We start from the raw sequence: 17,631 nt of genomic DNA on the forward strand, positions 1-17,631 counted from the left end.
GCGCGCAGGCGATGGATGGCCGAGCCGAACGGCGCGGCCATCCAACTAACCCCCCTCCTGCTCGATGATGGCCGGCAGATCCTGTTCCGATCGGGGGACGATCTGCGCTGGGCTCGACGGCCCGGGACGAGCGGCGCCTTCGAGGATCCGGAGCGGCTCGAAAAGCCGCACCAGATGCTCCTTGATGACGGCGAGCCCCGGACCCGAAAGCAGCGAGAAGTGATCCGCAGGGACCGAGACCACGTCGAGCCGGCTGGCGACGATGTCCCTCCAGGGCGCCACGTGGTCCGGCGCATCCGGACCAACACCCCTGGTCAGGCCGGAGCCGGCGCGGCCGGGATCGACGAAGCCCGCGGCCGCCCGGAAGTAAAGGACGTCCGATGCGTCGTAGCGAGAGGGCTCGTATCCGTGCAGGGCCTGTCCTGTATATCGAGCCACGTTCACGGCGCCCTGCAGGAGAATATAGATTTCGTCCCTCGACCACCCTGCGCCCAGCCGCTCTGCGAGCAGGCTCGCGAGGTGGCCGAGCCGCACCTCCGGCGGCGTCCCTTGCAGCTCCTCCACGGACACCAGGCCGTCGGCCCGGCCAGGGGCGAAGAGCATCGCGGCCACCGCGACATGGAGATAGTCGTCGTCCATGAAGCCAGCGAACCACCGTTGCACCTCCGGGGTCGACGGGTACGTGTCGAGCAGGATGACCCGGGCCACGGTCTCGCCTTGCCGGTGCAGCTCCCGGGCAAGCTCCAGGGCGAGGATGCCGCCAGAGGAATAGCCGCCGATGCAATACGGGCCTCTAGGCTGCACCGACCTGATGCACGCGACGTAATGAGTGAGCATGTCCTCGAGCCGGTGGAAGGGCAGCCGCGTGCCGTCCACTCCCCGCGCCTGCAAAGCATAGACGGGGTAGTCCTCGCCCAGCGCCGCGGAGAGCGGCCGGAAGATCTGCCCGAAGCCCAGCGCGCCATGGCACCAGAACGACGCAGGGCGCGTTCCCGCCGGGTTCATCGGAATCAGCTCGGGTTCCAGCGGCATGACGTCGGGGAGAGAGCGCTTCCCTCCCCGCTGCCGTAGCTGTTCCGCCCACTGCCGCAACGTGGAGGCGCCCCCGCTCGCGGGCACCGGGACGTCCACGCCGAAGACCGATTTCACGCGGCCCGCGAGCATCGCGCCCGTGATCGAGTCCACACCGTAGAGCGAGAGCTCCCGATCCGGGCTCAGCGCGTAAGGAGGCAGCTTCAGACTCTGCGCCACGAGCGCCCCCAGATCCTCCACGAGGCGGTCGGCGTGAGCTCCGTTCGTCCCGTTGAGCCTCGGGGGAGGCTCCGCGTGCTCCTCCGCCTCGCCGTTGCCCCTCCTCGTCTGCTGCGATGGCTGCGACCAGAACGGCGCCTCGCCCTGGCCGATCCAGCAGGCCCGTTGCTCGAAGGGATAGGCAGGCAGGTACATCAGCGGCGGAGTCCCTTCCGGATAGAGGAGCGGCCAGTCGACGTCGACGCCGCTCACCCAGAGCTGCGCGAGCTTGCGGAGCTTGCGCTCCTCGATCACGATCCGCAGGTAAGCCTCGCCCTCCCGGCCGTCGAGCAGGAGCCGCGAAGCCGCCGGGGTGGTCCCCACGTCGCCGCGGGCGAGATCGTCGATGCCCTCCTCGCCGCGCGCGAACGCGCGCAGCTTGGCCGCGGCGCTCGCCGCATCCGTCGCGATCAGCGCGAGCCGCGCGCCGAGCGGCTCCCTTCCGATCTGGAGCGTGTAGGCGACCGCATCGAGCGGTGTCTCCGGGCTCGCCTCGAGGAACGAGCCGATCCGCTCCGCATAGGCCTTCAGCCGATCCTCGTCGCGGCCGGACAGCACCACGACGCAGGGTTGTCGGGGATCGGGCCGCGGCGCGACCTCGGCCCCGGCGAACGACTCCAGGATCAGGTACGCGTTGGCGCCGCCTGCACCGAACGAGGCCACCGCCGCGCGCAAGGGCTCTCCCTCGACAGCGGGCCGCCACGGCGCGCGCTCCCGCTGAACATAGAAGGGAGAGTCGTCCAGCCGGATGTTCGGATTCAACGGCTCGCTGTTCAGGGTGGGGACCAGCGTGCGATGGTGAAGCTGGTACGCGACCTTGGTGACCTGTGAGACCCCGGAGGCGGCCTCCAGGTGACCGATGCTGGATTTCACCGAGCCGAGCGCGCAGAAACCCCGCTCGACCGTGAAGCGCCGGAACGCCTGCTTGAGGCCCGCGATCTCGATCGAGTCTCCCAGCGGCGAGCCGTTGGCCGCCACCTCGATGTAGCTCACGGCGTCGGGACGCACGCCCGCGCGCCGGAACGCCTCGACGATGAGGTCGGCCTGCGCGCTCGGGTTCGGGACCGTGGCGCCGTGGGTGCGCCCACCGTGGTTGACGAATCCCCCCTTGATGACGGCGTACACGCGATCGCCGTCCCGGAGGGCAAGCGCCAGGGGCTTGAGCAGCAGCGCCCCCACGCCCTCGCCGACGGTGATGCCATCCCCCTCGCCCAGACTGCTGGAGCGCTCCTTGCTGCCGAGCAACCCCATCTGGGAGAAGATCACGTACTTCTGCGGGTGCAAGCTCAGGTTGACGCCCCCGGCCAGCGCCATGGCGCACTCTCCCCGCGCGAGGCTCTCACACGCCATGTAGATGGCCGTGAGCGACGACGAGCACGCCGTGTCGACGAGCATGCTGGGCCCCTTCAGGTCGAAGTAGTGCGACACGCGATTGGCGATGGCCGAGCCCGGGAAGCTCGACAGCTGGGCCGCGGTCGCGCCGTCCGGCGCGACGAAGGGATAATGCTGGTACATCGATCCCACGAAGACGCCGACGCCGGAGGTGGCCCCCTGCTGCACGACGCGGAGCCGGCGGCGGGGATAACCGGCGTCCTCGAACGTCTCCCACGCCGTCTGCAGGAAGAGGCGGAGCTGCGGATCCAGCCGCTCGGCCTCGAGCGGCGAGATGTTGAACAGCAAGGGATCGAACCGATCGACGTCCTCGAGGAAGCCGCCCCACTTGCTGCGGCTCGCGCCTCCGCCGTCGGGCCGGTAATAAGCGTCTCCGTCCCACCGGTGCGGCGGCACCTCGCCGATGCACGAGCGGCCCGCCTTGAGGTTCTCCCAGAACTCGCGGACATCGGCGGCCTCCGGGTAGCGGCCGCCGATGCCGATGATGGCGAACTCCCCGCCGCTCGCCGCGCCCGGCCGGACGAGATCCGGCGCCGACTCGCGCCGGCGCTGCGAGGAGACCGGCGCGATGTCCTCGCTGCGCCCGGCCGCGACCTCGGCACCGACGTCGCCATCGACCTCCGCGACGGCCGCGGCGCTCGCGCGCGGCGCGAGGCCGAGCGTCCGGCGCAGCGCTTCCTCGTGGCTCTCCAGGAGATAGGTGGCCACCTCGGCCACGGTCCTCCGCTCGAACACCAGCGTGGAGGGCATGTCGCCGAGATCCTTCGCGAAGGCGTCAGCGAGCTCCATCGCCAGCAAGGAGTCCACGCCATAGGCGTCGAACCCGGCGTCGCGGTCGAGCTCGGATCCGGCGATCTTCAGGACCCGCGCGATCACGCCTTTCACATACTCCTCGCAGCGCTCCTGGAGTTCGCGCGCGCTGCGCTCTGGCGCGGGAGCCACCGCGGCCAGCGCGGCCAGCCGAACAGGCGGCGGCGCGGCGTCCGCAGCGGGCGTGACATCCCTCCGCGCCGCCGGAGCGCGCGCCGCGGCTCCGTTCGCCGCCGGAGCGCGCGCCTCGGCTCCGTTCGCGGCCGCCCGGTCGCCACGGGCCGCCGCGCCCTGATCGCCCGCCACGGTGACGAGCCCATCACTCTCGGCCACGAACACGCACTGGGCCATGTCCTCCACGGCGACCCCGGGCAGGCCGTGCCGCTGGATGCCCCGAAAGCCGCTCACCCCCAGCAGATCCGACCAGCGCGCGGTCGATAACAAGGGGGAGCTGGGCAAGCGCAGGGGCGCGTCCTCGAACAGCCACCACCCCTCGGTCAGGCCGAAGGTGAGCGTGGCGAAATCCTGGGTGCGCGTCGCCTCGTTGAGGACCAGGAGGCCGTTCGCCCGGAGCAGCGCCCTCACGCGGCCCAGAGTGTGCTCGATGCGCCGCGTGGCGTGGAGGACGTTCGTCGCAAGGACGATATCCACGCTGCCAGGCTCGAACCCCTGGGGGCCCGGCTCGGCCTCGATGTCCAGCGCGGCGAAACGCGCGAACGGGTACGCCGGAGCGAACACCTTCTCCCCGTGGCGGACGAGATGCGAAGAGCAGTCGGTATAGGCGTAGTGGACCCGGGCACCCAGCCGGGCGAGCGCATCGAGCACGAGAGCGCTCGTGCCGCCGGTCCCGGCGCCCACCTCGACGATGTGGATCGCCGGTCCGGGCTCCCGCGCGAGCCGCTCCTCGACGTACGCGACGACGACCTCCGCGACCAGGCGGTTGTGGAAGTCCGTGACGGCGTTCCCTTGATAGATGCGCTCGACGCGGTCCATGGATCCGCGCGGAAACAGCACCTCCGTCGCCTGCTTGCGCCCGGTGAGCACCGCCGGGTACTCGGCCAGGCGATCCCACACGAGCTCGATGGACGGGGCCGCCTCGGGGTGGCGCGCCGCGAGGGCGGCGCCGCCGCCGGAAACGGGCGCGACAGGCTCCGCGAGCGCGCGCACGACGTAGTCGTCGCCCGCGCGCTCCAGGTACCCGCCCTCGCAGAGCATGCGCAGGAGGGCGTGGAACAGCCGCTCATGCGCGGAGACGACGCCGAGCCGCGCCCGCAAGGCCGGCTCGGTCCAGCGCTCGCCGATCGCCAGGAAGACGCCCATCCACCGGAACATCTCGGCGAGCGCACGGCGCGCGCTGGCCCCGAGCGCCTCGATGGCGGCGCGGCAGCGCTCGATCGCGCCCGCGTCGAGCGGCGGCTGGAGCCCCCGGCGCGCGATCGCCTCGAGGACCGAGGGGGCCGGCTCCGCCTGCTCGAGGAGCCTCCGGGTCGAATCCACGCCCACGTGGGCCAGCACCGCGGCGCTGGCCTTGATGGCCGCGACCTGAATCTGCCGCGAGGCCAGGATCGCCTCGATGGCCGCCATGCCATCCTCGTCGCCGATCGGCTCGACGCCCGCCATCTCCAGGCGCTGCACGAGCTCCGGGCTGACGTCCCCGACGGAGCGCCAGTATCCCCAGTTGATGGTCTTGACCGGATAAGGCCGCTGCCGCGCGAGGTGGTGAGCGGCCGCGTCGGTGAACACGCTGCCGGCCGCGTAGCCGGCCTGCTTTGCGTTCACCTGGAAGGCGCTCGCCGACGAGAAGAACACCATGAAATCGAGCGGCTCGCCGGCGAACAGCGCGTCCACGATCCCGCTGCCATCGATCTTGGGCGAGAGCTCGCGCGCGAACGTCGCCTCGTCCAGCTCCGCGAGCGAGCGCTGGTGGAGGACCAGGGCCGAGTGGACGACGCCGTGGATCGCGCCGAAGCGCGCCCGCACCTCCCCCACCGTGCGCCTCATGCTCTCGAGATCGGCGACGTCCGCCCTCAGGTACAGCGCCTCGCCGCCGAGCGCCTCGATCGCGGCGAGCTCGCGGCGCATGGCGTCGTCGAGCTCCCGACGCCCGACGAGCGCCACGCGGGCGCGCACCCGGGTGGCCAGGTGACGGGCGAACGCGAGCCCGATCCGGCCCGATCCGCCGATGATCAGGTAGACCCCGCGCTCGCGGAAGGGCGGCTCGCTCGCAGGGAGATCCAGCGGGACGAGGCGCCGGGTGTAGCGAGCGCCGGCGCGGATCAGGACCTCCTGGGCTCGCGCCGAGCAGGGCTCGGCGAGGATTGCCTGCGCGACATCCTGGAGCTCGCCGGGCGAGGCCCCCTCACGGAGCGGCGCGCCGTCGATGTCCAGGCAGCACACCCGAATCGAGGGGTGCTCCTTGGCGATCACCTTGGTCAGCCCGTACAGGGCGGCGCCGAGCGGGCTCACCGCGTCGTCGCGGTGGAGCGGGATCGCCTGGACACCGACCGTCTTCAGCGAGAACGGCTCCCGGAACGCGGGGTGGAGGCTGAGGGCCTTGTAGAAGCGGAACAGCGCCGAGACCCCGTGCGCCGCGCTCCGGCGGGACGCCGCGAGATCCGCGGCGACGCCGCCGCGCGCCTCGCCCAGGAAGTACACGGTGTCCAGCTGGGATACCGAGCGGAGGCAGGGCTCGAACGAGGCGGTGTCCTCCACGTTCACCGTCCAGCGGCCGTCGCCGCGCGGCCGCGCCGCCATGCCCAGCTCGATCTCGATCACCCTCGCCCCGCCATGGGCCTGCACGAGGGCGTCTTTCAACGCCGCGGCGGAGGGGTGATGCACGATGATCGTCGCGGGCCCGGCGCTCGCTCCGCGCTGGACGTCTACGCGCCGGCCTTGCGGCGGCGGCAAAGGCGCGGATTGCCACGCCGGCAGGAAGTAGAACGGCCGCGCGGGGCGCGGCAGCGGCTGCGTGGGGTGCGGCAGCGTCTGCGTGGCGCGAGGCAGCGGCTGCGTGGCGCGAGGCAGCGGCTGCGTGGGGCGCGGCAGCGGCCGTGAGGCCAGCCCGTGGACGCGCGCAGAGACGCGCCCGGACGCGTCCAGCAGCGTCATCTGGAAGGTCTGGGCGCCGTCGCCGCGGAGATGGGCGAACATGCGGGCGCCCGGCGGCCGGAGCAGCTCGACCCGCTCCACGGAGAAGGGCATGACGGGGCTGCTCGACTGCCCCTCCCCGGACACCAGGGCGAGCGCGGCGTGAAGCGCGCTGTCCATGAGCACCGGATGGAGATGGTAGCGATCCAGCTCCGCCGCGGCGGAGGCCGGCAGCGCGAGCGCGGCCAGGGCCTCGCCGTCTCCGACCCAGACCTGCTCGACCGCACGGCAGTGAGGCCCGTAGTCCATGCCCATCTGCCGGTAGCGGGCGTACAGCGCCTCGCCCTCCACCCGATCGCGGCAGCGCGTCTGGATGGACTCGATGGCCTCGACCATCTCGCCCTCCTCGGCGTCCGAGGAGGCGCCGTCGAGGACGAGCTTCCCCTTAGCATGGAGGACGGGCGCCGCCGGATCACCTCCCAGGACCTCGAACATCGCTGCGCCGTCCTCCTCGCGGACGGCGAGGCGCAGATCCAGCCGGGCGCCCTCCAGCGCAGCAGGCCGCACCCAGTACACCTTGGCCAGCGCCACGCGCTGCGCTCCCCAGATGTGCCGCGCGGCGGCGAACGCCATCTCCAGGTGGGCGACGCCCGGGAGGATGGCGCGCGACGCCACCCGGTGATCCGTGAGGAGCGGCGCGTCTGCGCCGAGCCCACCGCGGAACGTGAGCCCCTGTCCGAGGCTCGAAGCGCCGTCGAGGCGCGCGAGCAGCGGATGCTCGCGCGCGGGCTCCTTCTCCCTCGCCAGCTCGGCGGGGTCGAGATCGGCGAGCCAGTAGCGTTCCCGGGCAAAGGGATACGTCGGCAAGGGCACCCGCCGCGCCTTGCGCTCGGGAAAGAGGGCCTTCCAGTCGATGTCCGCCCCGGCGACCCAGAGCGCAGCGATCCGATCGAGGCGACCCCCTTCGGCGAGCGCCGGGAGGCTCTCCTGCTCGACCCCGCTCCTGGCCGGGCCGTGGCGGCCCGCGGCCCGACCCCGGAAGACGCCGGAGGCAGCGCCGGGATCGCGGCAGAACGCGGCGAGCTTCTCCTCGAGCTCGGCCGCGGTCGAGACGACCAGCGCGAGCCGCTCGGCCATGGGCTCGCGGCCCACCTGCAGGGTGTACGCGAGATCGGTGAGGCGACCTCGGACGGCGCCACGGACGACCGCGCTCCCGCGCACAGCGGCGCCCTCCGAGCGCTCCGCCAGCGAGCGGGCGAGCCCGCGCACCGAGCTCCGGGAGAGGACGTCGGGGTCGAGATCGCGGTGGAACCGCTCGCGGATCTGCTGGCCCACGCGGACGAGCGCGGGGGGATCGACGCCGAGCTCCTCGAGCTCGAGCTCGGGATCGACGTCGGCCGCGCGCACGCCGAGCGGCTCGGTCAGGATCTCGATCAGGGCGTCCTCGATCGCCCTCTCCGCCGCGGCGCCGCCCTGCGCCGCGCCGTTGCCGGCGGCGCTGTCTCCGGCCGGGCGCCGCACGAAGTCGAGGAGGCGCCCCGCGAGCTCCGCGAGCTGCGCTGGCTTGCGGGCCGACAGGATCACGAGCTGGGCCCGAGGGGCCGGCTCTCCCGGGCCGTCCGCCTCGGGCGCGTGCTCCTCGAGCAGGACGTGCACGTTGTTGCCGCCCGCGCCGAAGGAGCTGATCCCGGCGCGGCGCGGGTAGCGGGCGCGCCCCTGCTGGCCGGGCACCTCCGGCGGCTGCCACGCGGCTAGCTCGCGCTGCACGTGGAAGGGCGACGCGTCGAAATCGATATTGGGGTTCGGCGGATCGGCGTGGAGCGAAGGGGCGAGCTGCCTGTGCTCGAGCTGGAGCAGCACCTTCGTCAGCGCGGCGATGCCCGCGGCCGCCTCCAGGTGGCCGATGTTCGATTTGACCGTCCCGAGGGCGCGAGAGCGGGCCGGAAGCCCCGGAAACGCCGCGGCCAGGCCGGTCATCTCGATGGGATCGCCCAGGGACGTGCCGGTGCCGTGCGCCTCGACGTAGCTGACGCTCTCGGGCTCGAAGCCGGCCGCGCTCAGGGCATCCCGGATCAAGGCGCCGTGGGCCTCGGGGTTGGGCACCGTGTAGCCGCTGCTCCGGCCGCCGTGGTTGATGGCCGTCCCCTTGATCACGGCGTGGATGTGGTCGCCGTCTTCGAGGGCCCTGGACAGCGGCTTCAGCAGGACGGCGCCCACCCCTTCTCCGGGCACGTAGCCGTCCCCTCCCTGGCCGAAGCCCCGGCAGCGGCCGTCGGTCGACACCATGCGGCCCTGGGAGAGATACAGGTACTTCATCGGGTGGACGGTGACGTTCACGCCGCCGGCGAGCGCCATCTCGCACTCGCCGCGCCGGATGCTCTCGCACGCGAGGTGGATGGCGGTGAGCGAGGACGAGCACATGGTGTCCACGGCCAGGCTGGGCCCGCGCCAATCGAAGCAATACGAGACCCGGTTGGCGATGGAGGCGAAGATGGATGCCGGGAGGACGGTGCTGCGGCCGGCGCGCTCGGCGCCGAGGAGCTGGTACTGGCCCCACATCACACCTGCGAACACGCCGACCCGCCGCTTCGCGAGCGCGCCTCGCGCGTACCCCGCGTTCTCCAGCGTGGCCCACGCGGTCTCCAGGAACAGCCGCTCCTGCGGGTCCATGAGCTCCGCCTCGCGCGGAGCGATGTTGAAGACCAGCGGATCGAACCTGTCGACGTCGCTGAGGAACCCGCCCCACCGCGTGTAGGTCTTCCCCAGCTTGCCCACCTCCGGATCGTAGTAGGCGTCCACGGGGAAGCGGTCCGCCGGCACCTCGGTGATGCAGTCCCTCCCGGCCGCGAGGTTCTCCCAGAAGGCGTCGAGATCGTCCGCCATCGGGTAGCGGCCGCTCACGCCGATCACGGCGATGTCATCCGCCGGCGCCGCGACCGCGGCAGGGAGGCGCGCGCTCAGGCCGTTCTCGGGCCGGGCCGGCCCGGCGTGGCCGGCGTCCGTCCAGGTCTCGGGCGCGCCGCGGTGAGGCGCCGGCGGCTGCCCAGGCGCCAGGAACGCCCGAAGCCGCTCGGCGCTCCCCTCGGCGACCATCATCACGGCGGTCCGGGCGCGGAGGCCCCGCTCGAACGCCGCGATGCCGGCGGCCGTGCTCAGCGCCTTCATGCCCGTGGCCTGCCACAGCGCCTGCTCCGTCGCGGCGTCCACCCGCATCCCGCCCTCGGCCCACAGGGGCCACGCGACGGAGAGGGAGCGCCCGTGCGCTCCGCTGGCCGCGCGGCCTTCGACGAGCTGATCGAGGAAGCGGTTGGCGAACGCATAGTCGCACTGGCCCGCGTTCCCGGTGATCCCCGCGGAGGAAGAGAAGGCGACGAAGAGGTCGAGCGGCTCGCTCCGGGTGAGCGCGTCGAGGTGCGCGCCTCCGTGAACCTTGGGCCCGAGGACCGCGTCCACGTGCTCGCGGGTCTTGCGCGGGATCAGGGCGTCCCGGAGGACCCCGGCCGCGTGAATGACGCCGTGGAGCTCGCCGAAGCGGGCCCTCGCGAGCTCGATCACGCGCGCCACGTCCTCTCTCCGGCTCACGTCCGCGACGACGTAGAGGACCTCGGCGCCCCGGGCGCGCAGCGCGTCGTGGCGCCGCTGCTTGTCCGCGTCGAGCGGCGAGCGGCCGCAGAGCACGAGCCTCGCGCGCGCCCTGTCGACGAGGTGCTCCGCGAAGCGCCAGCCGATGCCGCCCATGCCGCCGGTGATGAGGTGAACGCCGCCCTGCCGGAGCGGCAGGCCTGCGGGGGCATCGCCGGGAAGCTCGATCTCCCGCAGGCGGCGGACCTGGCGCTTGCCCCCATGGTAACGGACCTCGACGTCGTCAGGGGCCTCGATGAGCTCGGCGAGCAAGAGATCGGCCGCGTTGGCGAGGTCCTCGGGCAGGCCGATCGACTTGTAGACAGCGCGCGGGCTCTCGAGGCGCACGGAGCGCGCAAAGCCGCCGAACGCAGCGTCCCACGCCGCGGGGCGGCCGCCCCGGTCGAGGTGGGCGTGGAGCAGCGTGATCCTGCCCGCCGGACCGCGGGCGAGCAGCGCCTGGGTCAGGGGAAGCACTGTGTGGAGACCGCGGGCGAGCCCGTCCTCCAGGGAGGCCGCCGGCCGGCATCCGTGGAGGATGTGGCCAGGAACGTCGCCCCGGGCAGCCAAGGCATCCAGGAGCAGCTGGCAGTCCTCGGCGCTGGCAGCGCGGATCTCGTAGCGATCGGCGCCGAGCGCGCGGAAGGCGGCGCCGAGGGAGACCTGGGTCACCGCCTGCCCCCGCGACGCGAGCGCCCGCGCGAGCGCCTCGTCGTCGGAGACGAGCAGGATCCGCGCGGGAGCGCCGGCGCGCGCGCCCGGCGACAGCGGCGCGTCTTCCCAGGTGGGCGCGAAGGCCAGGAGCTGAGCCGGCGCGTGCGCCGCCGGGTCCGGGCCCGGCGCCGGCTCCGGCTTCCCTGCCGTGTCCGAGGACAACGCGCTCACCCACGCGCCGGCGTGGTGCTCCAGCAGGTGATCCGTGAGCTCCCTTACACTCTTGTACTCGAACAGGAGCGTCGGATAGAGCCGTTTCCCAAGCCTCCGCTCGAGATCGCGCACCATCTGCAGGAGGTTCGTGGACTCCAGGCCCTGATCGTAGAACCCGTCCTCCAGAGAGATCTCGTCGGCAGGCCGGCCCGACGCGGACGCGACCATGTCGATGAGCTCTCGCTCCACGAGCGCCCGGGAGAGCGCAGGGCGCGCCGCCGGGGCGGCCGCGCTCTCGCGCGGGGCGGCTGCGTCGGCCACGCGGCCTGCTGCGGGCGCAGGCGCGGGAGACGGCGCGACACGTGGCGCGACGGTGCCTGTCGCCGCGGCCGCCGCGCCGTCGGCCAGATCGAGCCGGGTCAGCGAGGCCTGGGACCGGATCCGCTTGATCGAGAGGTTCCTGAACCACGCGAGCGGATTGCCCGCCTCATCGAAGAGATCGATGTCGATGTGGAAGATGTCCTCCGAAGCCGGCCGCCGCGCGTCCTGGCCTCGGAAGAGGACATGGCACCGCTCGCCGGAGCCCCTGAAGGCGCGGAACGCCTCCAGGTAGATGGGGATGCAGGGCTTGGTGGCCGAGGGCGCGGAGGGATCGAGCTTGGCCGGGACCAGGGTCGAGCAGTCGAGGAAGGCGGGGTGGACGTGGAAATCGCGGCGATGTCGGCTCGCCAGCTCGCCCAGGTGGAGCTCCGCGAGGACGAAGCCGTCGCCCCGGTGGATCCTCCCGCGCCCCTTCATGAACTCGAAGTGCTGGATCTCCATGGCCCGGGCGACGGCGTAGGCGTCGTCCACGTCCAGGGACTGCGCGGCCTGCCGCCTGAGGCGGTCGATGTCGAGCGGAGGCGGCGCGTCCGCCTCGGCGCGGTGGATCTCGCACTCGAAGTTGTCTTCCCACTCGTCCGCGAGCGCGCGCCCGTCCCTGGCCTTGCGGCTCGCGGCCGTCGCGCGCCAGAAGCCCCCCCGCCGCTCCAGGTCGACGCGGATCTGCCGGTCGAAGGCGGCGCCGGTGGCCAGCGCGTTCTTGAAGAGGATGTGGCGCAGCTCCAGGCCGTCGCGCTGCAGACCGGCGCTCTCCGCGGCGCGGTAGATGAGGTCCAGGAAGGTCACGCCGGGCATGATGCGGACGCCGTGGACGCGATGATCCCGCACGATGTAATCGTCGTTGTTCATCGACGTCTCGAAGCGGATCCTGTCGTCTCCGCCGAGGTCGACGCGCCGGAGCGCGAGGAGGGGGCGCTCCCTGGCGGCGCGGTCGTCCGCGCCTCCATCGGGCCAGAAGCGGCGCCGGTCAAAGGCGGGCGCCGCCAGCGGCTGCCGTCGCTCCCGGGTCGCGGTCCCGGCCGGGAGCTCGCCGACGATCACATGGGCGTTGGTGCCGCCAAAGCCGAAGGAGCTGATGCCGGCCCGGCGCACTCCGCTCCTGGGGAGCCAGTCCTGGAGCGCCGTGTTCGGGTAGAAGGGCGAGCTCGCGAACTCGAAGCGTGGGTTGGGGGCGGAGCAATGGAGCGTGGGCGGGATCCGCCGGTGCCAGAGGGAGAGGACCACCTTGATGAAGCTGGCGATCCCGGCGGCGCTGAGGAGGTGGCCCATGTTGGACTTGACGCTGCCCACCGCGCAGAAGCCGCGATCCTGGGACGACTTGCGGAAGACCCGGGTGAGCGCCCGCAGCTCGATGGGGTCGCCGATCATGGTGCCGGTGCCGTGGGCCTCGACGTAGCTCACTGTGTCGGCGCCGGCGCCTGCCCGAGCCAGGGCCTGCTCAATCACCTGTCCCTGCGCATCCGGGTTGGGCGTGGTGACACCCATGGTCCGACCGTCGTTGTTCACCGCCGATCCCTCGATGACGGCGTAGATGCGGTCGCCATCGGCGAGCGCCCGATCCAGGGTCTTGAGCAGGACCGCGCCGCACCCCTCGCCGGGGACGAAGCCGTTGGCCCTCTCGTCGAACACATGGCACCTGCCGTCCGGCGACAGGGCCCCTGCCTCGCTCAGGCTGACGAAGGGCTTCTCATCGAGGAGGATGTCCACGCCGCCGGCCAGGGCCATGGTCGACTCGCCGCAGAGGAGGCTCTGGCAGGCCAGGTGAATACCGACCAGCGAGGACGAGCAGGCCGTGTCCACGACCAGGTTGGGCCCCTTCAGGTCGAGGAAATGGGCGAGGAGGGCAGCCACGAAGTTCTGCGCGACCCCGGGGATGCCGTTCTTGGCCGGCATCGTGATCTTGTCGGTGAAGTTCGCGGTGCGGGCGCCCATGAATACGCCCACCTGCTGGCCGGCCAGCTCTCTCTGCTCGTAGCCCGCGTCGCGGAGGCAGGTGACGCCGACCTCGAGGGCCTTCCGGATCAGCGGATCGACGAACGGCGCCGATTCCGGGGTCATGCGGAAATACTCGGGATCGAACAGCTCGATGCCGTCGATGAACCCGCCCCACTTGCTGATCGTCCTGCCCGGGCTGCGGGTAGCGTCGTAGTACCGCTCCGAGTCCCAGCGAGACGGCGGGACCTCGGAGATCAGATCGGCGCCGCTCTCCAGGTTGCGCCAGAAGGTCTCCTTGTCGGGAGATTGCGGGAAGTGGCACGCCACCCCGATGACGGCGATGGCCGGGCGAGGCACCGCCGTTCCCGACGTGGAGAAGCGATGCGCGCTCTCGACGAACGGGACGACGTCACGCGCGGAAGGCGCGGATACGGGCTGGGACGCGGGTTCGGCCGCAGGCGCGGATACGGCCGCGGACGCGGGCTGCGCCGCTCCCGGGTAGCGCTCACCGAGGTACGCGCTCAGGCGCGCCAGCGTCGGATGCTCCAGGAACACCGAGGGATCGAGCGATGCGCCGATGTGCCGCTCCGCCTTCTTGACGAGATCCAAGAGCAGGATCGAGTCGATCCCGAAATCGGTGAACGACGTCTCCGGATCGAGCCGCACCTCGGCGATCCCGGTCGCCTGGGACACGATCCCCCGCAGGAAGGCCAGCAGCGCGGCGTCGACCCGCTCCGGCCGCTGCGCGCCGCCCGCCGCCGCCGGCTGCTCGGCGGCAGCGGGCACCGGCTGCTCGGCGGCAGCGTCGACGCGGAGCCAGCGCTCCATCGGGATCGTCCCCTCGACAAGCACGCAGGGCATCCCGGTGGGCTCGGCCTCGCGGGCCAGCGCGGCGTCCAGCAGCGCCAGGCCCTCGGCGGTGGTCAGCGGGGCGAGCCCGAGCCTGCTGAGGCGCGGGCTCCTGGGATCTCCCATGCCCGTCTCACCCCAGGCCGGCCACGCGAGGGACCGGTACACGTGCCGCCCGAGCGCGTGCTGGTGGGCCGCGAAGCCATCCATGAAGGCATTGGCTGCCGCGTAGTCGGCCGCCCCGACGGCCAGCGCGGGGACCAGGGCAGAGACCGAGGAGAAGAGCACGAAGCGCTCGAGCCCGTCCCGCTCGAAGATCTCGTGAAGGACGGCGAGCCCCGCGACCTTGGGCTCGAGCACCCGCGCGATCGACGCCGCGCTCTTGTCGATGAACGCCGGACGCTCGTGGTCGGCCAGCCCGGCGCAATGGATCACGCCGCCGATCGGCCCCCACTCCGCCCTGACCTGCCCGAAGAAGCGCTCCAGCCGGGGCCTGTCCGTCAGCGGCCCTGTATAGGTCCTGACCGAGGCGCCCCGCTGCTCCAGCGCCTGGATCCGCCGTTCCGCGTCGCTCCCGGCAGAGGGCCCTGTCGCGCGGCCGCCGTCGGACAGGGGGCGCAACCCCATCACCACGAGCCGCTTCACGCCCCGCTCCACGAGGTGGCGCGCCACCTCGGCGCCGATGCCCCGCGTGCCGCCGGTCACCACCCAGACCTTGTCGGGGCTCCACGCCCCGGCCGGCGACGGCGCCGCCCCGGCGCCGCCGTCCGCGCCCCGCTCGCTCAGGTAGGGCTGATGGCGCACGCCGCCGCGGTAGCAGGCTTCGCCCTCCTCCGGCGGGAGCGACCACTCGCTCTCCACGAGCGACGGCAGGACGTCCGCGCGAGCAGCCGCCCGGTCCACGTCCACGGTGCGCGCCACGACGCCGCGGTACTCGGCGCCCAGCGCGCGCACGAGACCAGCGAAGCTCGCGCCCGAAAGGCTCCCCCGGTCGGCCCGGAACGCCACGAGGCCCGAGGTGAAGTGCAGCACCCGGAACGCCGTGCGCTTCGCCACGAGGAGGCGCTGGAGGAAGGCCATCTTGCCGGCGGAGGCACCACCATCGAGGTCCAGCGCGGGGTCGAGGTCGGATAGGTCGGATAGATCGATGAGCCCCGCCAGATCGGGGTGCGCGCCGAGGAGGCGCTCGGCGGCCTCGGCCCCCTGCCCCGCCGAATCAGGCCGGAACCACGCGCCGGCGCCCGATCCGGGGGCGTCCGTTCGCAGAACGATCTTCTGGAGGGAGCGATCTCCCCGGAACAGCCTCTCCGCGACGGGGTGCGTGGCCGCATCGGCCAGCACGACCACGCTGCCCGCGACCTCCGGCAAGCTGGAGGACGGGCGCGCCTGCTCGCGCCACCGCTTGTACAGGAAGGTCGCTCTCCGTCCGGCGGCGGTGTCGAGGACCGGACCTCGACCGTCGGTGGGAGCGACCTCGGCGACCGGATGGGCCGGCGCCGGCGCCAGAGCAGGCTTGAGGAACTCGCCCGCCACCCCGGGGCCGCCGGGGAGCCAGTAGCTCTCGCGCGCGAAGGGATAACTCGGCAGCGAGATCAGGCGGCCTGCCGGGCTCACGGCGAGCTGCCTCCACGGGACGTCCCCGCCCTCGGCCCAGTGCCGGGCGATCTCCTCCAGGCGCCCCGCTCCAGCGCCCCCGGAGCCCGCGCCGTCCGGCAGCGCGCGCGCCGGGGCCTTGCCAGCGCGACCCTGAAAGAGGCCGTCGGTGCCCCTTCGCGCGAACCGATCCAGCTTGTCGACGAGCTCGCGCCGGCTCGCGGCGACGAAGGCCAGGCGCTCCTCCATCGGCTCTCGCCCCACCTGCAGCGTGTGGGCGATGTCGCTCAGGGCCGGCGCCTCGCCCGCCTCGTCCCCGCGCCGCTCAAGGAACGCCTTCAGGTTTCCGGCGTGTGCTTCGAGCCGGTCCCGGCTCCGGGCGGAGAGGACGACGACAACGGGTGCGCCGTCGCGGCGCTCGTCCCGTGGCCTCGGATCCACGAACTCCTCGACGAGGACATGGGCGTTGGCCCCGCCGGCTCCGAACGAGCTCACGCCCGCGCGGCGCAGCGGCGGGTCGCCCGCCCCGAGCGACGTCCCCTCGGGCCAGGGCGACAGCTCCCGCTGCACGTAAAAGGGCGAGTCGGCGAAGCCGATCTTCTCGTTCAGCCGCTCGGAGTGCAGCGAGGGCACGAGCTGCTTGTTCTGGAGCTGCAGGAGCACCTTGGTGAGGCCGGCGATGCCCGCCGCGGCCTCGAGGTGGCCGATGTTCGACTTGACCGATCCGATCGCGCAGTACCCATTGCCGTCCGTGTAGCGCCGGTACGCGCTGGTCAGGCCGGCGATCTCGATCGGATCACCGAGCGAGGTCCCCGTACCGTGCGCCTCGACGTAGCCGATCGTCCGCGGATCGATCCCGGTCGACGCCAGCGCGGCGAGGATCAGGTCCGCCTGGGCGTTCGGGTTGGGGACGGTATAACCGTTGGTCCTGCCGCCGGCGTTGATCGAGGAGCCCTTGATGACGCCGTAGATCCGGTCCCCGTCGGTGAGCGCCCTGACGAGGGGCTTGAGCAGCACGGCGCCCACGCCCTCGCCGTCCACGAAGCCGTTGGCCCCGGCCCCGAAGCTCTTGCACTTCTCGTCGGGCGAGAGCATGCGCATGTGCGTGAGGCGCAGGTAATGCATCGGATGCAGGATGAGGTTCACGCCCCCCGCGACCGCCGCCTCGCACTCGCCGCGTCGCAGGCTCTCGCAGGCCAGGTGGATCGCGGTCATGGAGGCGGAGCAGGCGGTGTCGACCGCCAGGCTGGGCCCCTGGAGGTTGAGGAAAAACGACACCCGGTTCGCGATGGACCAGTACGCCGACTGGGCGCCGGTCATGCGCCCGCGGGCGCAGGACGCGGCGCTGAGCCACTCGTAATTGCAGTTCATCACCCCCACGAAGACACCCACCTTGAACGCGTGCCGCGCGAGGGACTCGGTCGTATATCCGCCGTCCTCGAGGCAGGCCCACGAGGTCTCCAGGAACAGCCGCTCCTGCGGATCCATGTTCTCGGCGTCTTTCGCGGTCACCCTGAAGAACAGGGGATCGAACTTGTCGACGTCCTCGATGAAGCCGCCCCAGCGGGTATAGTGCTTTCCACCCACGCCGGGATCCGGATCGTAATGGTCCTCCCAGCGCCAGCGGTCCCGCGGGATCTCGTCGATGCAGCTCCTGCCATGGCGCAGGTTGTCCCAGAACACCTCCAGCGTCGGCGACCGAGGATAACGGCCGCTCAGGCCGATCACGGCGATATCCCTGTTGGCCTTCTTCTGATGCAGAAGTCGGACGAGGCTCTCTCTCTTCGCGTCCATCATCAAATCCTG

1 protein-coding gene is annotated in these 17,631 nt (G+C 72.3%); it reads right to left on the reverse strand.

Annotated features, from left to right (window positions below; translation table 11 throughout):
* Positions 1-45: 45 nt before the first annotated feature.
* Positions 46-17,619 carry an SDR family NAD(P)-dependent oxidoreductase gene (locus tag WMF34_RS21365; protein ID WP_437994379.1) on the reverse strand — a complete coding sequence of 5,858 codons (17,574 nt, stop codon included), beginning with the start codon at positions 17,617-17,619 and terminating at the stop codon, positions 46-48.
* Between the last annotated feature and the right edge of the window lie 12 nt (positions 17,620-17,631).

It is taken from the genome of Sorangium sp. So ce145 (assembly GCF_051525985.1).
Taxonomy (GTDB): Bacteria; Myxococcota_A; Polyangia; order Polyangiales; family Polyangiaceae; genus Sorangium; species Sorangium cellulosum_B.